A 22,765-nucleotide genomic window follows, 5' to 3' on the forward strand; every position below is an offset into this window, starting at 1 on the left:
GTTCAGATATCTTCAGGATTCTATAAGATCATCCGCCATCCGGCAAGCCAGCGGCGACAGGAATCCACACACAACTCTCTATCCAGAAAGGATGACCAGAGGAGGCTCAGGCCTGGGCCACGATTCCGCTCCATTGCACGGCCTTGACCTGATCTCGGCGCCAGGAATGAAAGAGCAATGGCTCAGCAGCCGTGCAGAGCGGACACACACTGATCTGATCGGCGGACAAGCCTTCAAGCCGCAACTGTTGGGCGGCGGCCGCACGGATGTCAAGCCTGAATCGATCGGGCTGGGGATCGTCGGACAGAGCACCGCAGCGTTGCAACGGCTCCAGCCTCGCCAGCCGATCGCTTGAGGCATCGAGCAGATCCGGTAGGCCTGCCGAAACCAGGCTGGCCGCCACCTCCAGGGCCACATCGGCGTGCACCTGATAGGCCGCGCCATGGATGGCTGGGCCAAGGGCAACCTGCAGGTCCTCGCGCCGGCTGCCGAGTCGCTCCATCTGCTCAATCGCTTCCGGCAGGATGCGACCCGCCACACCTCGCCAGCCGGCGTGGCAGGCCGACACCTGGCCGGTGGCGCCATCGGCGAACAGCACCGGGGTGCAATCAGCCCCGCAGACCCAGAGGCTCTGACCACCTTCCCGGCTGAACAGGCCATCGGCGGCGGGCCAGGGCTCCCCTGTCGCAAGATCGGCCCCGAGCACCTTCGCGCCATGCACCTGTCGGGTGCGGTGCACACTCACACCGGCGCTGATCGCTCCAGCCAGTTCCTCCGGGCCCCGTCCGCCCCACTGACGGGTGAAGAAGCCATGTTCGAAATCGGCCAGCCGATCAGCCTGGAGGAAATAGCCGCCATAGGTCCCCACCCAGGTCCAGCCGGGCAGGCTGTTGAAGGTCCGATCCGGCCGATCGAACGGCGCTTCGACGGCTTCAGCCATGGAGGTGGGATTGCTGGGGAGAGGTCATGGATCGGGAAGATCGCGGAGCAACCAGAAACCATCGAACCTCTCCGACTGGGGAGTGCTCTGGACGGCGATGAACTGCAGGCCAGCCACCTCCTGGCGGGCGAGGGCAAAGACGGCCCTGGCCGCTTCAGCCTCCGCTTCCTCCACCTTGCCCAGCAGCCAGCGGTTCTCAAGGGCAGCCTCAAGCAGCAAAGAATCGTCGTTGATCTCCAGGCGGACTGGCTCCAGCCCCGCCATCCAGCCGGCGATCGCCAGGGACCGATTGGCGCTGAACAGGCGGATGCCGGGAACAACAAGCTGACCTGCCAAACCGGCCGGCAAAGCTCCCAGTCCGCTGAAGCCGATCTCCCAGGCGGAGGCTTCCTGGAGAGCGGCCACCGTGAGGGTGGCCCAGCTCCAACGGTCACCGCGAACAGCTTCAGGCAGGATCACAGCCGGTGCGGCAACCGGAATCGGTGGCGGCGCCAGCGGGCCCGCCAGATAGCCCGCCTCCTCGGGATAGACCCGCCGCTCCCGTTCAGCCAGCCAGTCGAGAAGGGCATAGCAGCGGCGGCTGGGCACCACTTCGAGCCCGATCGCTTCGGCAGCACGCTGCACCATCGTGCGCATCGAGGCCCGCCAGCAGCGCAGGCGCCGGGGGGGGCGGTAGCCATCCCGCTCTGCAGCGGCGAGGGCCTCAGTGAGGGCCCCCTGCAGCCAGATCGAGTTGACGCTGGTGGCCGGACAGACGCTGACCCAGCGAAACCCCGCTTCGGTGGCGTCAAAGGCCGGAGTGGAGCAGATCAGCAGTTCCCAGCGCTTCTTGCCATCGGCCTCCAGCACCGGTCGGGAAAAGTAGTCCAGCTCCCAGTCGGCGGAGACGGAGCTGGCTGCAGCCTTGCTCATCCGGCGGTCTGCTCCTGCTGACGCAGGCCGTTGCGGGCCCGGTTGGCCCGGTCTTCCGCCTCGGCCATCACCTTCTCCTTGTCGACCAGCCATTCGCCGGGCTGGCCCTCCAGCAGGGCCGTGTTCAGTCCGATGCGGCCGCGGGACGGGTCGAGCTGGGTGATCAGGGCCTTGAGACGGTCGCCCTGGTCGAAGACCTCGCGCAGATCGCGCAGGGTGCCGCCGGTGATGCACGACTGATGCAACAGGCCACTGACGCCGCCGAGATCGACGAACAACCCGTAAGGCTTGACGGCCACCACCTGGCCCTCGACCAGCTGACCCACCTCCAGCTCCTGGAAGCGGGCCGCCGTGCTGGCCCGCTTTTCAGAGAGCACCAGCTTGTGGGTTTCGATGTTCACCTCAAGGAAGGCGGCGCCCAGGGTCTTGCCCACCAGCTCCTCGTGGTTCTCCCCGTTGATCAGCTGGGAACGGGGAATGAAAGCCCGCAGACCTTCCAGGTCACAGGTGACGCCGCCTCGGTTGAAGCCACTCACCTTGACCTGCACGACCATTCCATCCTTCTCCAGTTGCTTCACCTTGTCCCAGCTGTGGCGCAGGGCCAGGGCGCGGGCACTGACGGTGACCATGCCGTCGGCATTCTGCTCGCGCGTCACGAGCACTTCCACCGGCTGTCCCCTGGGAAAGCGTTCCTTGAGGTTGATGATGACGCCGAGGCCACATTCGGCCTTCGGCATGAAGCCGGGTGCCTTGCCGCCGATGTCGACGTAGACGCCATCACTCTCCACCGTGAGCACGACGCCCTTGACCACCTCGCCGGTGGCCCCAACCGGCTCGTTTTCGTCCAGGGCCGCCAGAAAGGCGTCCTCGTCGAAATCAAACTCATCGACCGTGCGTGCCGGCGTGCTGGCAGGCTTCGGCCCAGGGCTGGCGCCTCTGGAGCTGGGCTTCTCGCCGCCCAGCAGATCAGCCATCGTCAAGCCTTCCAGGCTGGCCGTTTCAAACCGATCGCCATCCCGATCCTCGGGATCGGTGCGATCTGGAGCAGGGTGGGCTTGATCGGAGTGGCCCTGGCCCGGTCGGAACGGGGCAGAGCGGACTGGTGCAGAGGGCTGGAGGGGATTGGTGGCGCGCACCGGCGACTCCGCCTGACTGGGTTGGACATTGGGCTCATCCAGCACAGGGGCCGGTTGCTGCTCCTTGCGGCTGAGGTGCAGCACCTGAAGCGGCTTGCGCAGGGGGGTGGGGGGTTGCAGGCGAGAGCCGGAAGCTGGAAGCGGCCGTTGTGATCCGGCCTGGGGATCGCGCGCTGGCTGCTGATCGGATCCGGCCATGGTTCCAACGGAACTCGGGTAGGACCACACTGTAAGGATCACGGGCTGAGGGTTTCCAGGATGGATGCGGCCGGCCAGACCGACGCCCCACCAACTGGCGGAGCGCAGCGATCACTGGAAAGACTTCCCTGGCCGGCGATCGAGAGGGCTGCCGCTCGGCCCGGCAGCACGGTGATCTGGCCGTTCGGGGCGGTGGAGCAGCACGGCCCCCACCTGCCGATCGGCACCGATGGCCTGTTCTCCGAACGGGTGCTGGACGGCGTGCTGGAGCGGCTGCCGGAGGCGCTGCCGATCTGGCGGCTGCCTCTCTCCAGCTATGGATTCTCACCTGAGCATCGAGGATTTCCTGGAACCCTGAGTCTCTCGGCAGAAGCGCTGATTGCTCTGGTGATGGCCGTGGGCCGTGATCTGGCGGGAGCGGGGTTCGACCGGTTGGTGCTGTTCAACGGCCATGGGGGGCAGATCGCCTTGCTGCAGGTCGCTGCCAGGCAACTCAGGGCCGCACAGCCAGCCATGGCGGTGCTGCCCTGCTTCCTCTGGAGTGGGCCGCAGGGTGTGGCCTCCCTGCTGCCGGAACCGGAACGCCACGAAGGTCTCCATGCCGGCCTGGCCGAAACAAGCCTGATGCTTCACCTCGCGCCGGAGCTGGTCGGTCCGCAGCGGCCCCATGACGGGCGCCTGGGCCGGGAAGTCGCGGCAGTAGCCCCGGCCGGCTGGAGCCTGGAGGGTTCCGTGCCGAACGCCTGGCTCACGGCAGATCTCTCCAGCTCGGGGGTGATCGGGGATGCCCGGAGTGCCAGCGCCGCCTTGGGGGAGGCTCTGTATGAAGCGTTGGTGATCGGCTGGAGTCAGCTGCTCGGAGGGCTCCTCAGCAGCGAGTGGCCGCCGAGGGGGTGATCAGATTCGTCGGGCGGTGGTTACAGTTGAATCAATCTCTGAGTAACCGCGGTCATGACCGTTGCGGAAACCACGTCGGCCCTTCTGGACGCTCTGCCGGATTTCACCACCAATGAATACAAAGATGCCTACAGCCGCATCAACGCCATTGTGATCGAAGGTGAACAGGAGGCCCACGACAACTACATGTCGCTGGGGTCGCTCATTCCCGATCAGGCCGACGAGCTTGCTCGCCTTGCCCGGATGGAGCTCAAGCACATGAAAGGGTTTCAGGCCTGTGCCAGGAATCTGGATGTGGTTGCTGACATGCCATTCGCCAAACAGTTCTTCTCCCCGCTCCACGACAATTTCCAGTCCGCACTGGCCGAGGGCAAGGTGGTGACCTGCCTCCTGATTCAAGCCCTGCTGATTGAAGCCTTCGCCATCGCCGCTTATCACATCTACATCCCTGTAGCCGACCCATTTGCCCGCAAGATCACCGAAGGTGTGGTCAAGGATGAATACACCCACCTGAACTACGGGCAAGAATGGCTCAAGGCCAACCTGGAGGCAAGCCGCACCGAACTGGAACAGGCCAATCGCCAGAATCTGCCTCTGGTCCGCCAGATGCTCGATCAGGTCGCTGGCGATGCGGCCGTGCTCCAGATGGAAAAGGAAGGTCTGATCGAGGACTTCCTGATCGCCTATCAGGAGGCGCTTGCCGAGATCGGCTTCACCGGCCGGGAGATTGCCCGCATGGCGGCCGCAGCCCTGGTCGGCTGAACCCTGGGGGGGCACGCTGCTGAAGCGATCACACCGAGCGGTAGCCTGCACTACAAGGTGGCCCGCGAACGTTGGTTCGCTTCGAGAGGTACAGATTCCATGTTTGGTCTGATCGGACATTCCAGCAACTTCGAGGAGGCTCGGCAAAAGGCAAGGAACCTTGGCTACGAGGACTACGCCGAGGGTGACCTGGACATGTGGTGCAGCGCACCGCCCCAACTGGTCGAAAAACTGACGATCACTGACCCTGCCGGCCAGACCATCGAGGGCGCCTACATCGACTCCTGCTTCGTGCCGGAGATGCTGTCCCGCTTCAAGACAGCAACCCGCAAGGTCCAGAACGCCATGGAGCTGGCCCAGAAGCAGGGAATCGCGATCACGGCCCTGGGTGGATTCACCTCGATCATTTTCGAGAATTTCGATCTGGCCAAGTTTCAGCAGATTCGCTCCACAACCCTGGAATGGGAGCGCTTCACCACCGGCAACACCCACACCGCCTGGGTGATCTGCCGCCAGGTCGAGATCAACGCCCCGCTGCTGGGCATCGATCTCAGCAAAGCCAAGGTGGCGGTGGTCGGAGCCAGCGGCGATATCGGCAGCGCCGTCTGCCGCTGGTTGCAGGACAAAACCGGCGTCGGTGAACTGCTGCTTGTGGCCAGGCATCAGCAGCGCCTGCTTGATCTGCAGGCGTCTTTGGCAGGGGGCAGGATTCTTCCCCTGGAAGAGGCCCTGCCCGAAGCCGATGTGGTCGTCTGGGTGGCCAGCTTGCCCCAGTCGCTCTCGATCGACTGGCAGCGGCTCCGATCACCCTGTCTGATGATCGATGGGGGCTATCCCAAGAACCTCGATTCGAAGATTCAGGCGGAAGGGGTTCACGTCCTCAAGGGGGGCATCGTTGAGTTCTTCACTGACATCGACTGGCAGATGATGGAGGTGGCCGACATGGATCAACCGAAACGCCAGATGTTTGCCTGTTTCGCAGAGGCGATCCTCCTGGAGTTCGAGGGCTGGCATACCAACTTCAGCTGGGGACGCAACCGCATCACCACCCAGACGATGGAGCAGATCGGTGCGGCTTCCAGTCGCCATGGCTTCAAGCCCCTTGGCCTCGATCCAGCCAGGATCCGTTCGCTGGCCGGCGCCATGCTCTGAACCCCCTGTTTTTACCTTTCTCTCCCCGATGGCCCGCCGCCCCCTGCTCGACTTCGAAAAACCCCTCGTTGAACTGGAGGAGCAGATTGAACAGATCCGCCAGCTGGCCAAGGATTCCGAAGTGGATGTCAGCCAGCAGCTCCTCCAGCTGGAAACCCTCGCCGCCCGGCGCCGCGAGGAGATCTTCGGTGCGTTGAGTCCCTCCCAGAAGATCCAGGTGGCGCGCCACCCCCAGAGGCCCAGCACCCTGGATTACATCCAGGTGATCACCGAGGAGTGGCTGGAGCTGCATGGGGATCGGCGCGGCTCCGATGACCAGGCCCTGGTGGGGGGAATCGGTCGCATTGGATCCCACGCCGTGGTGCTGCTGGGCCATCAGAAAGGTCGCGACACCAAGGAGAATGTGGCCCGCAACTTCGGCATGGCCTCACCAGGCGGCTACCGCAAAGCGATGCGACTGATGGACCACGCCGATCGTTTCCGGCTGCCGATCCTCAGCTTCATCGACACTCCGGGTGCCTATGCGGGGGTGCTGGCAGAGGAACAGGGACAGGGCGAGGCGATCGCCGTGAATCTGCGGGAGATGTTCCGGCTCAGGGTTCCGATCATCGCCACGGTGATCGGGGAAGGCGGATCCGGCGGCGCGCTCGGCATCGGTGTGGCCGACCGCCTGCTGATGTTTGAGCACAGCGTGTATACCGTGGCCAGCCCGGAAGCCTGCGCCTCGATTCTGTGGCGGGACGCGGCGAAGGCGACGACCGCGGCGGCAGCCCTGAAGATCACCGCCGCCGACCTGCTCCAGCTCGGCGTGATCGACGGAGTGCTGAGCGAACCGTCTGGGGGGAACCACTGGTCGCCCCTCCAGGCGGCCAAAACGCTGAAAGAGGCCCTGCTGGAGCAGCTGGCCAGCCTTTGTGCGTTATCCGAAGCGGATCTGCTGAACCAGCGTTACGAAAAGTTCCGCCGGATCGGCAGGTTCATCGAAGCCGGGGCCACAGATTCTTCTCTGAGCAATTAAAATAAAATTGTTAAGGAGGTTGTTTGGCTGCTGTTCTGATCACGGGTGCCTCCAGGGGTATTGGTGCAGCAACGGCACGACGCTTTGCCTCAGCAGGCTGGGATCTTCTGCTCCTGGCCCGTCCCAGCGCGGAGCTGGACCTCCTGGCCGACTCCTTGCGGAGTTCCGACTGCCAGGTCGGGGTTGTGACTGCCGATCTCAATGACGCCGACTCGATCACTGGGGCAATCCATCAGTTGCTTTCGCTCGGAATCACCCCTGCGGTGGTGATCAACAATGCTGGAGCTGCCTACACCGGCTCTCTGGCTGAGATGACCCTGAGCCACTGGCAATGGCTCCTTCAACTCAATGTCACCAGCGTGTTTCAGGTCTGCCAGGCCGTCTTGCCCACACTGCGGGCTACGGGATCGGGCCTGATCATCAACGTCAGCAGCCATGCTGCCCGAAGGGCCTTCCCCAACTGGGGCGCCTATTGCACATCGAAGGCCGCACTCGAAGCGTTCAGCCGTTGCCTTGCAGAAGAAGAGCGCAGTCACGGAGTCAGGGTCTGCACCCTGACCCTCGGGAGCGTGAATACCCCCCTGTGGGTGTCGGATACCGTCAACGGAAGTTTCGACACCCGTGCCATGCTAAGTGCAGACCAAGCAGCTGAAGCCCTCCTGTTTCTCGCTCAACAGCCTTCCACCCAAGTGGTGGAGGATCTCACCCTCATGCCCGCCACCGGAGCTTTCTGAAGTCTTCCATGACATCCACCCTTCCTTCCGCTTCACTCCCACGGGCAACGGCCCCGGAGCTGGCGCCTGCACCGATCAGCCATCGCATTCGGGAAAGGCTCGTGCAAGCCGGGGCCTCCTTCTTCGCCAACGACAACATTTCCGATTTTCTTCAGGATGGTGATCTGGAGCAACTGGAAATCGAGGTTGCCGGCAAGGTGAGGGAGATGCTGCGCAGTTTGGTGATTGATATCGACCACGACCACAACACCGAAGAAACAGCTGAGCGCGTTGCTCGGATGTATCTTCATGAAGTTTTCAAGGGTCGTTACCATCAACAGCCCAAAATCGCCAGTTTTCCAAACGTCAAGAAGCTCGATGAGATCTATACCGTCGGGCCGATCAGCATCCGTTCTGCCTGCTCCCACCATCTTGTGCCCATCCTGGGCAACTGCTGGATCGGCATCAAACCAGGGGACCGTGTGATCGGGCTCTCCAAATTCGCCCGGGTGGCAGATTGGGTCTTTTCACGCCCCCACATCCAGGAAGAAGCTGTGATGATCCTGGCCGATGAAATCGAACGGCTCTGCTGTCCGCAGGGGCTGGCGATCCTTGTCAAGGCCCAGCATTACTGCATGAAATGGCGTGGGGTCAAGGAACCACAGACAAGCATGGTGAATTCCGTCGTTCGTGGGGACTTCCGCCACGATCCCAGCCTGAAACAGGAATTTTTCGAGCTGGTCAGGCAGCAGGAATCGATGCTCACCAGCTGAGCATTCATATGCCCGGTATCCAGCTGCCGGAAATGTGATCGGGCAGTACGGAGATCATGCAGCAGGCTGTGGCTGCCGTGATCAGCGAGGGGTCTGAGTGACAGGCCCAACAGGTTGTGAGCTCTGTCTGACGGTTGTGGTGCCGGCTCCACTCACGGATACCACCATCAGTTGCTGACCCACATCCAGCATCGTCAGTCGGTAACTCGCCCCCCTTGCCTCAGGAATGAGCTGCCAGCTCTGCTGTCCCGGCGCGATTCGATACCAGTGGAAATCCACAGGAGAGGCTCCGGAACCTGTCAATGACGCGCTCAAGACAGCACCCACCAGGGCGGGGCGGGCCAGCAGTGCCTGCTGAACAAGGGCCTGTTGCTGGTTCACAACGGTTTCCAGGCCTTGATCAGCGCTGATCTGCTTCCGCAGGATCTGGATCTGCTGCTCGGGATCAGCCGTCAGTCCAGGCACACACTGCAGGCTGCCATCCACCAACTGACAACCGGGCACCATTCCCTGGGCCTGGGCCAGACCTGAAGCGAGCAACGAACCAAGCAGAGCAGCCATGGCGATGGCCGATCGCCTTGGTGCCCTCGACAGGCTGCGGACCATCGGCACGTCAGGAAGTCCCATTGAATCCATTGAATTCTGCAGATCCCCGAAGCTGGATTGCCCCGGACGCTGAGCCGTTTCGTTGATCATCCCCTCAATCCACTCCTGAAGGGCCCTGAAGGCCCCAGATGTCACAGGGCCAGGTTCCGTTGGCAGCCCATCCTCGGCTCAGGGAGCGAGCCGAGGATGGGCTGCCCTGATTGCTTCAATCAGCTGGCTCACCCTCCCCAGATCCTTGAGGCCCGGAGCCAGCTCCACCGAACTGGAGACATCCAGCCCATCCGGTTGAACCGCGGCCAGAACAGCCGCCACGTTCTCCGGAGAGATCCCACCGGCCAGCCACCACGGCATGGCCGGTTGAAAGCCGCTCAACCACTCGATCGGGATTCGCTGACCACTGCCCCCCAGCTGGTCAGGCACCCAGGCATCAAGCAACACGGCATCCACAGCACCGGCGTAGGCCATCACCCGCTGCAGATCAGCGGGGTGGCGCACGCGCAGGGCCTTCCAGAGGGGGCATCCCAGCTGCTCGGCCAGCTGACGGCAGTGCTGCGGTGATTCCCGGCCATGGAGCTGAACCACGTCGTGGCCGCCCTGCTCTGGCCGGAGCGAATCAAGCTCATCGTCCCCTGGATCCGCCACCACAAGCACGCCCAGGCAGTGCGGACTGCTCTGGTGCAGAGCGGCGAACAGGCCAGGGCGGAGGGGCGGCTCCAGCCAGCGGGGGGATCCCTCCACGGCGATCACGCCCACCGCATCGGCGCCGCTGCTCGCCACCGCCACCGCCTGATCACTCCGCCGCAGGCCGCAGATCTTCAACAACGGAACAGGCACGGCCTCAGGAGCGGTGGTCTTTCTAAGATTCATGTTCGACGACTTCGGGCTCCGCCTGAGGCATAGCCGGAATGAATCGCGTGGGCGAGGGATGGTTGCTGATGAGGATCCAGGGCATACCCCTGCGGATCCATCCCAGCTGGTTCGTGATTCTCGGCCTGGTCACAGTGCTCTTTCAGCAGCAGTACAGCGCCCAGTTCGCCGGCCAGGCCTCCCTGCTCAGTCTCTGGTTGCTCTCCCTGGCAACGGCGCTGCTGCTGTTCGTTTCGGTGCTGCTGCATGAGCTGGGCCATTCGCTGGTGGCGATCGCCCACGGCGTCAAGGTCCGCAGCATCACCCTGTTCATGCTGGGCGGGGTGGCCACGGTGGAGCGGGAGTGCAGCACGGCGCTGGCCGCTCTGCAGGTGGCGGCCGCCGGCCCCCTGGTCAGCCTGGTGCTGGCCGGGCTGCTGCTTCAAGGCAGTCACTTCGTTTCCCACCTCTCGCCGATGGCGGGCGAAATGGTGGAGCAGCTCGGGGGCCTGAACCTCATGCTTGGCCTGTTCAACCTGCTGCCCGGTCTGCCCCTGGATGGCGGTCTGATCGTCAAGGCGCTGGTGTGGCAGCACACCGGCAGCCAGCGGCGTGGGGTGCAGGTTGCGGCGGCGATCGGCCGCTTCCTGTCGCTGATGGCGATCGGCATGGGCACCCTGCTGGTGCTTCGTGGCGGCGGCTTCGGAGCGATCTGGCTGGTGCTGCTGGGTTGGTTCGGGCTCGGCGCCTCCAGGAGCCAGCTCCAGCTGCTCTCCCTGGAGACGGCCCTCCGCGATCTCAAGGTCCGTGAGGCCGCCGGCCGTCGTTTCCGGGTTCTCGAGGCCGATGCCTCGTTGAAGGAGCTCAGCGGGGTTCGCCGCAGTGATCCCTCCAACCAGCCTGCTGACTGGATCCTTGTCTGTGATCGGGGCCGCTGGAAAGGCCTGATCGACGATGGAGCCCTGCAATCACTGCCGGTCCAGCGCTGGGAGATCGAGCAGGTGGGGGATCACCTGCAGCCGCTTGCCTCGCTCAGTTCCATCAGCGAGTCTGCGCCGCTGTGGCAGGCGGCCCTCAAACTGGAAGAGCCTGGCGTCAATCGTCTGCTTGTGCTCAGTGACGCGGGCCTCCCATCCGGGACCATTGAGCGTCCGGAGCTTTCCGAAGCGGTGCTGAAGCGTCTGGGCCTGCGCCTGCCGACGGCCTTGTTGGATGCGGCCCGGCGACAGGGCAGCTACCCGATGGGCCTGGCCCTTGGCCAGGTGGCCCGTGGCATCGCCGGCTCTCTCCCTGCTGAACCCGGCTCACCGCCCGCCACCCCGCCTGCGATCAGCTCCGCGAAGTGAGGCCGGCCCGAGCCAGGGGCACTGGTTCGCTCCCAGCCTGCTGTCGACGGAGATCGATCGCGGCAAGCTCCGTCTCGTTGAGCGGGCTCGAATCAAATCCACCCCCACCCAGAGCCGCCTCTGCCGAACAACGCAGATGCGCCAGGAGGGCATCCCCATCGATCGGCAGGGCAGACAGCTCAGGTGGCTCGGCGCCGAAGATCTCCATCCAGAGGCCTGGGGTGGGCGAGAGCTGCACACTGCCGTGCTGAAGCAGATGGCCCTGGCGCCACAGCTGGGCACTCCCCACCCGCTTGGCTCCGTTGATCTCCACCAAATCAGCGCTGGTGCTCGTGGCAAAGCAGCTGCTGCGCTGCAGCCCGGGCGCCGAAGAGCCGAAGGCCAGGGGGCAGCCAAGTTGCTGAAATCCATCCAGCAACCACTGGCTCGCCAGGCGATAACTGAGGCTGCGCGGCCCTGGAGCCTGGGGCCACAGCAGGGCATAGGTGAGGCAACCACCGTGCAGAACCGCCCGACCACCGCTCGGTCGCCGCACCACCTTGATCAGCCCCTGCTGCTCCAGAGTGGTCCAGTGGGGCTCCAGCGTGCGCTGGTGGAAACCAAGGGAAAGGGTGGGGGTCGACCAGGTGTAGAAGCGAAAGGCTGCCGATCCACGGCCAGCCACCAGCTCATCGAGCAGCCACTCATCGATGGCCATCTGCCAGTCGCCTGGGCAGTTGAGTGGCGGAATCCAGCGCCAGCGGCTTGGGAATGGTGGGGTGATGGGAGATCCTGGAGCCAATGGTCAGGAGTGCTCTTGATCCCACCATGGTGATGGAGCTGCTGCCCCTGGTACCCCTCGGCCTGCTGGCCGGCCTGCTCTCAGGGCTGCTGGGTGTCGGAGGTGGTCTGGTCTTCTCACCCCTGCTGCTCCTGCTCGGCCTCACCCCCCACCAGGCTCTGGCCACCAGCACCCTGGCCATCGTGCCCACCACCTTCGGGGGGACCTGGTCCCATCTTCGGACCGGCAGGCTGGCCTGGCGTGAGGGCATTTGGATCGGCCTCAGCGCCGCCGGCAGCGGCCTCCTGTTCAGCCATCTCGGCAACGGGCTGAGCGGCTGGCACCTGCTGGCGATCCAGGCGGCCATGTACGGACTTCTGGCCTTCAGCATCCGTGCGACGCAGTCAGAGGCGGACAGCAGGGAGCAGCCACGAGTGGCTGCCATCGGCCTGATCGCCGTGGGCAGCGTCGGTGGACTCGGCGGCGGCCTGCTCGGCCTTGGCGGCGGCCTGCTGATGGTGCCGCTGATGGTGCGCATGCTGGGTGTGCCGATCCATCAGGCCATCCGGCTCAGCACTCTTGCCGTGCTCTGCTCCAGTTCAGCCGCCTCTGCCGAGTTTCTGATCGGGGGGCGAGCCAATGCCTCGATGGCCCTGCTGCTGGGCGGATCTGCGGCCTTTTCGGCTCGCTGGTCAGCCGCCCGGCTGGACCGGGTGAGTGAACAGACCCTGGTCTGGCTGCTCCGGCTGGTCACCCTGCTGCTGGCGATCGACGCCGGCCGAAGGGCGATCAGCCTGGGGCTCAGCAGCTAAACGTCCGCCCCAGGCCCAGCAGCATTCAACCGTTCAGAGGCAGGGGTTGCCAGAACGCTGAGTCCAGTTCAAAGCCGAGCATCGCCGCCATCTGGGCCAGCCCACCGCGACAACCGAGCCCATGCAGCTGACTCCAGTGATCGAGCAGGAAGAGCCGGTGGGTGATCCAGAGTTCCAGGGATTCCGGGGCGAAACGGATGCCCTCGGTGCGGCTGAAGCCATGGGGCAGCAACATCGCCACATGACGACAGAGCTGGCCACTGCTTCGCTCCAGAATCAAGGGCAACCAGGGATGCAGCGCGTCGGCCCGCAGGCTCCAGAGCCGCAATTCGGGCAACTCGGAGAGTTCCCGCGGATCCGCCTCCGAGCGCGGCCACTCGAAGTTCAAGGCAAGCTTGCCAGCACGCTCCAGCAGGGCCGCCGGGGGTAGATCGCGCCAGAGCTGGAGCGGGGTCAGATCGAGCGAGCGGATCTGGCTGGCCGAGATCGTGAGCGGAGCGGAGGAGGGAGCCATCAAGAGCTATGACAACCCGCGGCCTGGCAGCGGCGAGGGGTGAGTTGGAGCTGAACAATGGTGGCGACAATCGTTCCCCGTCGTCGGCCATGGTCACAACACTCAGCCAGGTAGAAGTGCTGATCGCTCTGGTGGTAGCCGCCCACGCCGGTGTGCTGGCTATTCGCCTCTGCGTCAGCCTTTACAACGCCTGATCCAGAAACGGGAAGCCCTGGACCTTGGCATCTGCACGGAGAGCTGTTAGAAGCGGGGCCTAGCTCGCGACTCCGCCTTGACAGCCGCCCAGCGCTCCGCTCCCTTCGGCTCAAGATCGACTGGATCATCCACGATCGGTTCTTCAACGGCGGGATCATCACCGTTTGAGCCCTCCCAGGAGGCTGGCCGGCGCAGGCGCAGCGACGGACCGAGTCGTTCTGAATCTCCACGCCCTCAGCAGCGGCCCTCGGGCGAGCGGCAGGAGGTGTTGTGCAGCGTGATCGGGCTCACCGTCAAACTCGGTGTTGCCATGTTGGCCGCCGTGAGTCTCACCCATCTCGCCGCTGCCTATCAGCAACGGCTCGATCGTCACGGTGAACTGAGCGCCATCCTCGATATCGAAACCGCCCGGCTGCGGCGGGCCCAGGCCCGTTTCGACAAGCTCTTTTCAAAGGAAGGAGAACAGCAGCTGCTGCGAGAGCAGGATCAATGGATCGCCCCGAATCGCCTCCGGGTGGTCTGGGAGCCCCCCAAACAATCCAGTTCGCTTCACTCCCGCCTCTGAACATCCGCGGCCAGCCGGGCAACCATCACCTTCTGTTGAATTCCACTCATCCGGCAGCCGCTGAGGCACCCGGCTGGCTTTAGGTATGGGCTCAACGCAGCAATTCGCCAGCATGGCGTCCGATTCCGATCCAGCCATCCAGCCGTTGGCGACAGCCCAGCCGCTCAGCCCGGCAGCAGCGGAAGCCCCGGGCACCGTTCTGATCACAGGCTCTTCCTCAGGCGTCGGCCTTCATGCCGCCAAGGCCCTCGCAGCCAGGGGCTGGCATGTGGTGATGGCCTGCCGGGACACGACCAAGGCCCGCACCGCAGCAGTAACCCTGGGCATTCCCGAGAGCTGCCTGAGCCATCTGCAGGTGGACCTCGGTGATCTCGCCAGCGTCAGGAAAGTGCCGGAAGCCTTCAAGGCGACAGGACGTTCGCTCGACGCCATGGTCTGCAACGCAGCCGTGTACCTGCCCCTGCTCAAGCAGCCCCGACGCTCCCCCCAGGGCTACGAACTCTCGATGGCCACCAACCATTTCGGGCATTTCCTGTTGATTCAGCTTCTGCTCAAGGAGCTCGAACGCTCGGCGCATCCATCCAGACGGCTGGTGATCCTCGGCACCGTCACGGCCAACTCAAAGGAACTCGGTGGCAAGATTCCTATCCCTGCACCCGCTGATCTGGGCGATCTGGCCGGCTTCCGGGCCGGCTTTCAGGCGCCGATCAGCATGGCCGATGCCAAGCCCTTCAAGCCTGGCAAGGCCTACAAGGACAGCAAGCTCTGCAACATGATCACCACCCGAGAGCTGCACAGGCGGCTGCATGCCAGCACGGGCATCGTGTTCACATCCCTGTACCCCGGCTGCGTCGCCGATACGCCCCTTTTCCGCAACAGCTATCCGCTGTTCCAGCGCATCTTTCCCTGGTTCCAGAAGAACATCACCGGTGGATACGTGAGTCAGGAGCTTGCCGGTGAGCGGGTCGCCATGGTGGTGGCCGACCCGGCCTTCGCCAGCTCAGGCGCGCACTGGAGCTGGGGGAACCGCCAATCGGCCAACGGCAGGCAATTCATCCAGGAGCTCTCCGAGAAAGCCAGTGATCAGGCCACGGCGGAGCTGATGTGGGATCTCACCAGCCAGCTGGTCGAGCGTGTCTGATGCTCTCGGTGGGTGACAGATTCACCGCCCTCCAAGTAGAGGGCGGAGCAGAGCTGCTGAAGCCTGCTAAGACAGGCTTGGATTGATCGGGTTCCGCAGGGCCTCGTCATAGCAAAAATCAGGATTCCCAATCCTGCGATTTTCAGCCTCACGTTCCCAGCCTGAAAGTTCTTAGCGAAGTATGCCGATGCCTCGACCATTGCGCTGGGCCCTGGCCATCGGACTGGCCGGGCTGCTGATTGTGGGCGGGGCTCTGCTGCTGCCCTTCTCCGATTGGTTTCCCGGTGGAACCGTTGCTGGCATCTCCAAACAGGAGGTGGTCAATGGGACGGCCTTCAATCGCCTCTTCCCCGCACCGGCAGCTGGAGAAGACCTTGTCTTCAGCCAGGAGAAGCGCGGTTTCAGTGAAGCCAGGCTGAAGCGCGATGGCGCCGTGGTGGCCCTGCTGGCCATCTCCGACACCAGCACGGCGCCGGAGGCCAGGGCCAAGTTCGAGTCCGCCAGCGAGGCGATCGCCGGTTGGCCCCTGGTCGAACAGGGGCCCCAGGCCAGCGCCCTGCTGGTGGCCGATCGTTTTCAGGTCAAGGTGATCGGCCAGGGCAGTGGGCTGGATCCGCAACGGAGGCACGCCTTGCTCGGCGCCTTCGATCTCCCCCGAATCGCAGCCCTGGAACCCAGCCGTCAGAGCCGCACCAAGCCCCGTGGCCAGTTGGCTGAGCAGCTCGGCGAAGCCCTGCCGGCAGCGCCTCCAGCCACCCTCCAGCCCCAGCCCGAGCTGCAACCTGCCGCATGAGCCGTACTGTCCTCGAACGCCTTGAGCGCCTGCCTCGCAGAGATCTCACGGTGCTGGCTCTCAAGGGCATCAGCACCCTGGTTCCTGGTGGCTGGAGCAACCCCACCAGCGCCGACCAGATGATCAGCGAGGTGATCGGCAGCCAGGATCCTCAGCTGATCCGACAGGTCAGGATCCGCGCCGATCAACTCAGCGGCGCCCGCGCCGAGGGGTATGGCCGGGCCCTGAGCCTCTACGACGCGGTGAACCGCTCCCAGCACGCCACCGGTGGATTGCGTCTGCTGGCCAACGTCACGGCCGGCCTGCCCCTGCTGAAGCGGATCTCAGGCATCACCCCGCCGGGGGACACACTCCAGGCCGTGGACCTGAGCCTGAAGGTCGGGGCTGAGCTGCTGGCCTTCACCCAGGTGAACGGCCTGCCTGGAGACAGCTTCACCGATTTCGGCGCCGCCCTGGCCGACTACGCCGGAGAGGCCCGGGTGCGGATGGCAGCCCTGATCTGCTTCGACGGACTCCTCCCCCTCGGCGATCAGGCCCTGCAACGCCTCGACGGCCTGCTTGGAGCCGTCGGCAGCGGCGACCTCCACAAACTGCCGGCCTACGGGCGGATGGCAGCACTGATCCCTGGCCGGGGCGATGCTGCCCACATGAGCTTTCTGCGCCGTGGGGTGGATCAATGGCTGGGCTGGGCTGGTGGCTTCGTGGGCCAACTGGGCCTGAGCGGTCAGAAGGCGGTGGCTGCGCTTGAAGGAAGCATCGGCCCCTGGCAGGGGCGCTTTGATCAGCTGGCCGCATTCCTCGATGCCTTCACCGACACCTATGCCCATACCGGCGTGCAGGCGGTGGCCCGGCGACTGGTGGAGCGGGCAGCCGCGGAGATCTGACCGCCTTGGGCCTCGGCCAGTCCCGAGGCTGATCAACCACCCTGGTCCGCCCTTCCAGCTGTGGCCAGGAAGAGGCGCATCACCCGCTCGGCCGTATCGGCGACCATCTCCCGGCCTTGATCCATGGCCTGCTGAAGGCTCACCGGACCGGGCACCAGGGACACGATGCTGGTCAGACCCATGCCGTAGAGGAGTTCCGCTCCCGCACCGATGCTGCCGACAATGGCCACCACCGGGACCCCCTGCCGCTGCGAGCGCTGCACCACGCCTCGGATCGTTTTGCCATGCAGGGTCTGCTGATCAATCCGTCCCTCGCCGGTCAGCACGAGCTGGGCGCCCCGGATGGCTTCGGTGAAGCCGCAGGCCTCCATGACCAGGTCGATACCGGGCCGGAGCTCGGCGCCGAGAAAGGCGATCAGTCCGGCGCCCAGGCCCCCGGCAGCACCGGCGCCTGGCTGGTGGCGGACCCGACGGCCGAACGTGGGTTCGATCAGGTCGATCGCCTGGCCGAGCAGGGCTTCCAGCCTCCCGACGATCACGGCGTCGGCCCCCTTCTGGGGTCCATAGACAGCACTGCAGCCATCGGGACCCAGCAGTGGGTTATCCACGTCACAGGCCACCAGGATGTGGCTCTGCGCCACAGCCGGGTGGAGACCGGCTGGATCGATCCTGGCCACCTCAGCCAGGCCTTCTGCGGTGATCGGCTCAAGCATCTCCCTGCCATCGGCCCGGAAGAAACGGATGCCCAGCGCCTGGGCCATGCCGACGCCGAGGTCATTGGTGGCCGAGCCGCCGATTCCCACGATCAGGCGGCGTGCCCCCCGATCCAGGGCCGCGCCGATCAGCTGCCCGGTGCCATAGCTGGTGGTGTGGAGTGGATTGCGACTGGCGACAGGAATGAGCGGCAATCCGGAGACACAGGCCATCTCGATCACCGCTGTGCTTCCGCCGTGGATCAGTCCGATCAGGCCATCGACCGGCCGCCGCTGGTCCGGCAGGGGCCCGGTGGCCGCAACGCTGATCCGCTCCCCGCCACAGGCGGCGACGAGTGCCTCGGTGGTGCCTTCACCGCCATCGGCCATCGGCAGGGCAACCAGTTCGGCGTCGGGTCGAACGCGGCGCACACCCTCTCGAAACCCATCGCACACCTCCAGAGCCGTCATCGAACCCTTGAAGGAATCCGGCGCCAGCACGATCTTCATGGAAGGCTTTCGGATGGATCGTCGCGCTCAGCAGCCAGGCTGATCACCCTGATTCACCGATCGTTCGGAATGCGGCCAATGGGAGCGCCAGCCCCCAGCGCGACCGCACGGTCCATCTGCCCGTCAATCGAAGCCCAGCAGATCGAAGATATCCCGGTCCTTGAGCGACTCGGCCTCCAGCGGCTCCACGTCGCTGAGCATCTTCTGAGCCAGGCTCAGATACTCCTGTTGCACCGCTTCCACTTCCGGGCTGGATTCCATCTCGAAGATCGTGCACTTCTTCAGGCGTGATTTCCTGATCGCATCCACGGTCTTGAAGTGGGCCATCGTGCGCAGGCCGGTGCGCTGATTGAACTTATCGATCTGGTCGGTTTCTTCGGAGCGGTTGGCGATCACACCACCGAGCCGCACCTTGTAGTTCTTGGCCTTGGCATTGATCGCCTGCATGATCCTGTTCATGGCGAAGATCGAGTCAAAGTCGTTCGCCGTGACGATCAGGCAATAGTGAGCGTGCTGCAGGGGGGCGGCGAAGCCACCGCAGACCACATCGCCGAGCACATCGAAGATCACCACGTCGGTGTCTTCCAGCAGGTGGTGTTCCTTGAGCAATTTCACCGTCTGGCCGGTGACGTAGCCGCCGCAGCCGGTGCCGGCCGGCGGGCCACCCGATTCCACGCACATCACGCCGTTGTAGCCCTCGAAGACGAAATCTTCAGGGCGGAGCTCCTCGGTGTGAAAGTCGACGGTTTCGAGGATGTCGATCACCGTGGGCACCATCCTCTTGGTGAGGGTGAAGGTGGAATCGTGCTTGGGATCGCAGCCGATCTGAAGCACCCGCTTGCCCAGCTTCGAGAAGGCGGCCGAGAGGTTGGAAGAGGTGGTGGATTTGCCGATGCCGCCCTTGCCGTAGACGGCGATCACCAGGGCACCCTCCTCGATCGCCATCGCAGCGTCCTGATGCACCTGCAGGCTGCCTTCGCCGTCTTCATGGCCCGACGGGGCCCCTGCGGTGGTGGGAGGCGTGAGTGTGGTGGTCATGGGAAATGGCAAGCCGAGGGAACGGCGATCGTTTCATCTAAGGGCAAGCCCCCTGTGGCTGCAGGGGGTTCGTGCAAACCGAAACATCAACAATCGAGCTGATGCTCAGGCTGAGGATCGGCTCCACCCAGCGATTCAGCGGCTGAGCTGGGCCTTGGCGTCGTAGAGAACCTCCGCATCAATCCGGGCGACGCCCCGCTCCCGGGCAAAGATTTCGGTGTTGCGCCGCACCTTGCCGCGCACGAAGAAGGGGATCTTGGCCAGTTCCGCCTCCCCATCAGGCGTCCAGAGCGGAGATGCATCGACAGGGATGGCGAGATCCTGCACCGTCCCGATCAGCGTTGGCACCGGAGCTTCCTCTCGGCGGGGATCGGTGGCGCTGGCGACCGCTGGCGCCCCGTCTGCCAGATGGCTGCGGTGGCCCTCGATGAATTCGAAGTCGTGGCGGAACATGCCGATCAGGTGTTCCTCCAGCCCCATCATCAAGGGATGCACCCAGGTGTCGAAAATCACGTTGGCTCCCTCCCAGCCCATCTGGGGGGCATAGCGAGCCGGCACATCCTGCACATGGAGGGGGGCGCTGATCACCGCGCAGGGAATACCGAGCCGCTTGGCGCTGTGGCGCTCCATCTGGGTGCCGAGCACCAGCTCCGGAGCGGCCTCGGCCATGGCTTGCTCCACCGCCAGGTAGTCGTCGGAAATGAGCGCCTCAAGGCCGAGTTCTTGGGCGACGGCACGCACCTCACGGGCCTGTTCGCGGCTGTAGGTGCCGAGCCCCACCACCGTGAAGCCGAGTTCACGGCTGGCGATCCGCGCCGCCGCGATCGCGTGGGTGGCATCGGCAAAGATGAACACCCGCTTGCCGGTGAGGTAGGTGGAATCCACCGAACGGGAATACCAGGGCAGCCGCGAGCTCTGATCTGCCTCCAGGCTGGCCGGTGCCTCCAGACCGAGCAGGGCGTGAAGCTCCCTCAGGAACTGGGTTGTGGCACCGATGCCGATCGGCACCGTTTTCAGCACCGGTGTGCCGAAACTGCGCTCCAGCCAGCTGCAGAGGGGAGCGGCCACCTCCGGGTAGAGGCAGAGGTTCACATCGGCGGCCGGCAGCCGCAGCAGGTCGGCGGGCCTGGCGCCCAGCGGTGCCACCGTGTTCACATCGATGCCGTGCTCCGCCAGGAGGCTCCGCAATTCCCTGACGTCGTCACGGCAGCGAAAGCCCAGCAGGCTGGGGCCGAGGAGGTTCACCCGTGGCCGACGGCCTTCGGCACGCCAACGGGTCGGATCAGCCTTGGGGCTGCCTGGAGGAGGCAGTTGGTTCCTGAGCAGGCCGCGACAGAGCTGGTAGAGGGTTTCAGCCGCACCCCAGTTCTCCTTTTTCGAGTAGGCGGGCAGCTCCAGGCTGACCACCGGGATCCCAAGCCCCATGCCGGCTGCCAGCGATCCCGGCTGGTCCTGGATCAGCTCGGCCGTGCAGCTCTCACCGACCAGAAGGGCTTCCGGCTGAAACCGATCCACCGCCTGCTGGATCGAGCGCGTCACCAGTTCAGCCGTGTCCCCACCGAGGTCGCGGGCCTGGAAGGTGGTGTAGGTGACGGGCGGACGGCGGCCGCGTCGCTCGATCATCGTGAACAGGAGATCGGCATAGGTATCGCCCTGGGGGGCATGCAGCACGTAGTGCACACCCTCCATCGAGGCGGCGACGCGCATCGCACCCACATGGGGCGGGCCTTCGTAGGTCCAGAGGGTCAGTTCCATTGGAGAAGATCGCGACGGTGCAGGGGACGGGCGAACAGTTCGGCCAGATCGGCAGCCTGGTCACAACCGTGAATCGGGCTGAACACCAGTTCGATCGACCATTTCGTGGCGATGCCTTCGGCCTCCAGGGGATTGGCCAGGCCAAGACCGCAGACCACGAGATCAGGTCGGCTGGACCTCACCCGCTCCAGTTGACGCTCCACATCCTGGCCTTCACTGAGCTGGGTCCCGGGCGGCAGCAGGGCCAGTTCCTCGGCCATCAGTTGCCGGTCGAGATAGGGGGTGCCCACCTCCACCAGCTCCATGCCGCACTCGCGGCTCAGGAAGCGGGCCAGGGGAATCTCCAGCTGGGAATCGGGCAGCAGGAACAGGCGCTTGCCCTCCAGCTGGCGGCGCAGGGGCTCAAGGGCCCGCCGACCACGCGCCACCAGGGGATCCAGCACCGTGTCCCGGTGGGCGGAGTCGATTCCGAAGGCGGCGGCGGCGGCAGCCATCCAGGCAGAACTTCCTTCCACACCAAGCGGAAATGGGCTGGCGATCCTTGTGGCTCCCCGGCGTTCGAGGGCCCGGACGGTATCACTGAGGAAAGGCTGGGCAAGCAGCAGCCGGGTTCCTGGGCCCACTGGTGGCAACTCAGTGGACTGGCGCGGCGGCAGACTGCGCACCGGCCCGATCCCGAGGCGCTCGAACAGGGTGAGGAACCGTTCCTCCACCCCATCCGCCAGGGTGCCGACCAGCAGCAGCTGGGTTTCATCCGTGGCGGGAAGCATCGGCACCAGGGCCGCCAGGGCCGCATCCTCGCCCTGGGTGAAGGTGGTTTCGATGCCGCTGCCTGAGTAGTTCACCACCCGCACCCGCCCCCTCAATCGGCTGGTGAGCCGCTCGGCGGCCTTGGCCAGGTCGAGCTTGATCACCTCGGACGGGCATGAACCGACCAGGAACAGCATGCGGATCTCGGGTCGCCGGGCAAGCAGATCGCCCACCAGCCGGTCGAGCTCATCGTTGGCATCAGCCAGGCCGGCCAGATCCCGTTCGCCCAGGATCGCCGTGCCGAAACGGGGCTCGGCAAAGATCATCACCCCTGCCGCCGACTGGATCAGGTGGGCGCAGGTTCGGGAGCCGACCACCAGAAAAAAGGCATCGGGCATGCGGCGATGCAGCCACACGATCGAGGTGAGGCCACAGAACACCTCCCGCTGGCCGCTTTCCTTGATCAGCGGCGGCAGGGTTGGCGTAGCGGCCATGGAAGGGTTCGATCGATCCCTTCCTGGTTACCTCAGAGGATGCCGAAGAAGATTTTGAACCGGCCCCATCCGCGCTTTCCTTCACATGGCTTCATATTTCTCAGGGTGGATGAGCAACGCTTATCAAGGCCAGCTCAGACGGTGATGAGTCATCACACCCAATTCACTTGACGGCGGGGTACGTCGAAGAGCACTGTTCTCATCGAACCTCCTTTTCTTTGTCCCGGAGTCGTCAATGGCGAGTGAAACCATGGGCATTGCCCTCGGCATGATCGAAACACGTGGCCTCGTGCCTGCCATCGAGGCGGCAGACGCGATGACCAAAGCGGCTGAAGTCCGTTTGATCGGCCGCGAATTCGTCGGCGGCGGCTACGTCACCGTCCTAGTGCGCGGCGAAACCGGTGCCGTCAACGCAGCTGTCCGCGCAGGCGCAGATGCCTGCGAGCGCGTCGGTGACGGCCTCGTGGCCGCCCACATCATCGCCCGCCCCCACCGCGAAGTGGAGCCAGCCCTCACCAGCAGCTTCGGAGTCGGATCCAAGGACTGAGTCCTGATGCGCCCCT

25 protein-coding genes are annotated in these 22,765 nt (G+C 64.7%); 14 read left to right on the plus strand and 11 right to left on the minus strand.

The genetic code is table 11. The annotated features are described in order from the left end of the window. Positions 1-106: 106 nt before the first annotated feature. Genes pgeF through KQ307_RS05960 form a run of 3 tightly spaced genes read right to left on the minus strand, consistent with a single transcriptional unit; the run spans position 107 to position 3,186 of the window. A complete protein-coding gene (gene pgeF, locus KQ307_RS05950) occupies positions 107-940 on the minus strand; it encodes a peptidoglycan editing factor PgeF (protein ID WP_259727293.1) in 834 nt (277 codons plus the stop codon). Between the two features lie 24 nt (positions 941-964). Beyond that, positions 965-1,852: a Tab2/Atab2 family RNA-binding protein gene (locus KQ307_RS05955; protein ID WP_259727294.1), complete on the minus strand. Its 888-nt coding sequence runs from the start codon at positions 1,850-1,852 to the stop codon at positions 965-967. Further along, entirely contained in the window at positions 1,849-3,186 is a 1,338-nt protein-coding gene (locus tag KQ307_RS05960) for a S1 RNA-binding domain-containing protein (protein ID WP_259727295.1), read from the minus strand. The genes KQ307_RS05955 and KQ307_RS05960 overlap by 4 nt, the downstream gene beginning before the upstream one ends. 60 nt (positions 3,187-3,246) lie before the next feature. Here KQ307_RS05960 and KQ307_RS05965 point away from each other — a divergent pair, with 60 nt between their 5' ends. From KQ307_RS05965 to folE, 6 genes are all read left to right on the plus strand, one after another. After that, a complete protein-coding gene (locus KQ307_RS05965; protein ID WP_259701281.1) occupies positions 3,247-4,083 on the plus strand; it encodes a creatininase family protein in 837 nt (278 codons plus the stop codon). A 54-nt stretch (positions 4,084-4,137) separates the two neighbouring features. Further along, positions 4,138-4,845 (plus strand): aldehyde oxygenase (deformylating), encoded by a 708-nt coding sequence (locus tag KQ307_RS05970; RefSeq protein WP_259701280.1) that lies wholly within the window; start codon positions 4,138-4,140, stop codon positions 4,843-4,845. Between the two features lie 99 nt (positions 4,846-4,944). Next, on the plus strand, positions 4,945-5,997 hold the full coding sequence (locus KQ307_RS05975) for a long-chain acyl-[acyl-carrier-protein] reductase (RefSeq protein ID WP_259701279.1): 1,053 nt from the start codon (positions 4,945-4,947) through the stop codon (positions 5,995-5,997). Positions 5,998-6,025: 28 nt separating this feature from the next. Then, entirely contained in the window at positions 6,026-7,015 is a 990-nt protein-coding gene (locus tag KQ307_RS05980; protein ID WP_259701278.1) for an acetyl-CoA carboxylase carboxyltransferase subunit alpha, read from the plus strand. A 23-nt stretch (positions 7,016-7,038) separates the two neighbouring features. Continuing rightward, positions 7,039-7,749 (plus strand): SDR family oxidoreductase, encoded by a 711-nt coding sequence (locus tag KQ307_RS05985; protein ID WP_259701277.1) that lies wholly within the window; start codon positions 7,039-7,041, stop codon positions 7,747-7,749. Positions 7,750-7,757: 8 nt separating this feature from the next. After that, positions 7,758-8,501: a GTP cyclohydrolase I gene (gene folE / locus KQ307_RS05990; RefSeq protein ID WP_259701276.1), complete on the plus strand. Its 744-nt coding sequence runs from the start codon at positions 7,758-7,760 to the stop codon at positions 8,499-8,501. A gap of 81 nt (positions 8,502-8,582) precedes the next feature. Here the strand turns inward: folE and KQ307_RS05995 are convergent, their stop codons facing one another. After that, complete coding sequence (locus KQ307_RS05995) at positions 8,583-9,128, minus strand: hypothetical protein (RefSeq protein ID WP_259727296.1); 546 nt, start codon at positions 9,126-9,128, stop codon at positions 8,583-8,585. Positions 9,129-9,275: 147 nt separating this feature from the next. Next, positions 9,276-9,941 (minus strand): phosphoribosylanthranilate isomerase, encoded by a 666-nt coding sequence (locus KQ307_RS06000; protein ID WP_259701274.1) that lies wholly within the window; start codon positions 9,939-9,941, stop codon positions 9,276-9,278. Between the two features lie 80 nt (positions 9,942-10,021). Here KQ307_RS06000 and KQ307_RS06005 point away from each other — a divergent pair, with 80 nt between their 5' ends. After that, positions 10,022-11,299: a site-2 protease family protein gene (locus KQ307_RS06005; protein ID WP_259701328.1), complete on the plus strand. Its 1,278-nt coding sequence runs from the start codon at positions 10,022-10,024 to the stop codon at positions 11,297-11,299. Here the strand turns inward: KQ307_RS06005 and KQ307_RS06010 are convergent. After that, on the minus strand, positions 11,283-11,996 hold the full coding sequence (locus KQ307_RS06010; protein ID WP_259727297.1) for a lipoyl protein ligase domain-containing protein: 714 nt from the start codon (positions 11,994-11,996) through the stop codon (positions 11,283-11,285). The genes KQ307_RS06005 and KQ307_RS06010 overlap by 17 nt on opposite strands. Before the next feature lie 83 nt (positions 11,997-12,079). Here KQ307_RS06010 and KQ307_RS06015 point away from each other — a divergent pair, with 83 nt between their 5' ends. Further along, positions 12,080-12,871: a sulfite exporter TauE/SafE family protein gene (locus KQ307_RS06015; RefSeq protein WP_259727298.1), complete on the plus strand. Its 792-nt coding sequence runs from the start codon at positions 12,080-12,082 to the stop codon at positions 12,869-12,871. A 25-nt stretch (positions 12,872-12,896) separates the two neighbouring features. Here KQ307_RS06015 and KQ307_RS06020 read toward each other — a convergent pair whose 3' ends face one another. After that, a complete protein-coding gene (locus KQ307_RS06020; protein ID WP_259701271.1) occupies positions 12,897-13,385 on the minus strand; it encodes a CRR6 family NdhI maturation factor in 489 nt (162 codons plus the stop codon). A gap of 89 nt (positions 13,386-13,474) precedes the next feature. Here KQ307_RS06020 and psaM point away from each other — a divergent pair, with 89 nt between their 5' ends. The 5 genes from psaM to KQ307_RS06045 all read left to right on the plus strand — a co-directional run bounded on the left by psaM (position 13,475) and on the right by KQ307_RS06045 (position 16,963). Then, entirely contained in the window at positions 13,475-13,579 is a 105-nt protein-coding gene (gene psaM / locus KQ307_RS06025) for a photosystem I reaction center subunit XII (RefSeq protein WP_255087898.1), read from the plus strand. 278 nt (positions 13,580-13,857) lie between these two features. Then, on the plus strand, positions 13,858-14,145 hold the full coding sequence (locus KQ307_RS06030; RefSeq protein ID WP_259727299.1) for a hypothetical protein: 288 nt from the start codon (positions 13,858-13,860) through the stop codon (positions 14,143-14,145). A gap of 112 nt (positions 14,146-14,257) precedes the next feature. Continuing rightward, positions 14,258-15,286: a protochlorophyllide reductase gene (locus tag KQ307_RS06035; RefSeq protein ID WP_259727300.1), complete on the plus strand. Its 1,029-nt coding sequence runs from the start codon at positions 14,258-14,260 to the stop codon at positions 15,284-15,286. A 187-nt stretch (positions 15,287-15,473) separates the two neighbouring features. Continuing rightward, the gene (locus tag KQ307_RS06040) at positions 15,474-16,079 is read left to right on the plus strand and encodes a hypothetical protein (protein WP_259701268.1); all 606 of its coding nucleotides are present in this window, start codon (positions 15,474-15,476) and stop codon (positions 16,077-16,079) included. Beyond that, on the plus strand, positions 16,076-16,963 hold the full coding sequence (locus KQ307_RS06045) for a hypothetical protein (RefSeq protein ID WP_259727301.1): 888 nt from the start codon (positions 16,076-16,078) through the stop codon (positions 16,961-16,963). Before KQ307_RS06040 ends, KQ307_RS06045 begins: the two co-directional genes overlap by 4 nt. A gap of 32 nt (positions 16,964-16,995) precedes the next feature. Here KQ307_RS06045 and KQ307_RS06050 read toward each other — a convergent pair whose 3' ends face one another. From KQ307_RS06050 to KQ307_RS06065, 4 genes are all read right to left on the minus strand, one after another. Continuing rightward, positions 16,996-18,165 (minus strand): glycerate kinase, encoded by a 1,170-nt coding sequence (locus KQ307_RS06050; RefSeq protein WP_259701266.1) that lies wholly within the window; start codon positions 18,163-18,165, stop codon positions 16,996-16,998. Between the two features lie 123 nt (positions 18,166-18,288). Further along, positions 18,289-19,203 carry a ferredoxin:protochlorophyllide reductase (ATP-dependent) iron-sulfur ATP-binding protein gene (gene bchL, locus KQ307_RS06055; protein WP_259727302.1) on the minus strand — a complete coding sequence of 305 codons (915 nt, stop codon included), beginning with the start codon at positions 19,201-19,203 and terminating at the stop codon, positions 18,289-18,291. Positions 19,204-19,338: 135 nt separating this feature from the next. After that, complete coding sequence (locus KQ307_RS06060) at positions 19,339-20,958, minus strand: ferredoxin:protochlorophyllide reductase (ATP-dependent) subunit B (RefSeq protein WP_259727303.1); 1,620 nt, start codon at positions 20,956-20,958, stop codon at positions 19,339-19,341. Next, entirely contained in the window at positions 20,949-22,202 is a 1,254-nt protein-coding gene (locus KQ307_RS06065) for a ferredoxin:protochlorophyllide reductase (ATP-dependent) subunit N (protein ID WP_259701263.1), read from the minus strand. Before KQ307_RS06065 ends, KQ307_RS06060 begins: the two co-directional genes overlap by 10 nt. A 235-nt stretch (positions 22,203-22,437) precedes the next feature. Here KQ307_RS06065 and KQ307_RS06070 point away from each other — a divergent pair, with 235 nt between their 5' ends. Then, positions 22,438-22,749 carry a BMC domain-containing protein gene (locus KQ307_RS06070; RefSeq protein ID WP_255087884.1) on the plus strand — a complete coding sequence of 104 codons (312 nt, stop codon included), beginning with the start codon at positions 22,438-22,440 and terminating at the stop codon, positions 22,747-22,749. The last annotated feature ends 16 nt before the right edge of the window (positions 22,750-22,765 follow it).

The organism is Synechococcus sp. CS-1326, from assembly GCF_025128115.1.
In the GTDB taxonomy this organism is placed as follows: Bacteria; Cyanobacteriota; Cyanobacteriia; order PCC-6307; family Cyanobiaceae; genus Regnicoccus.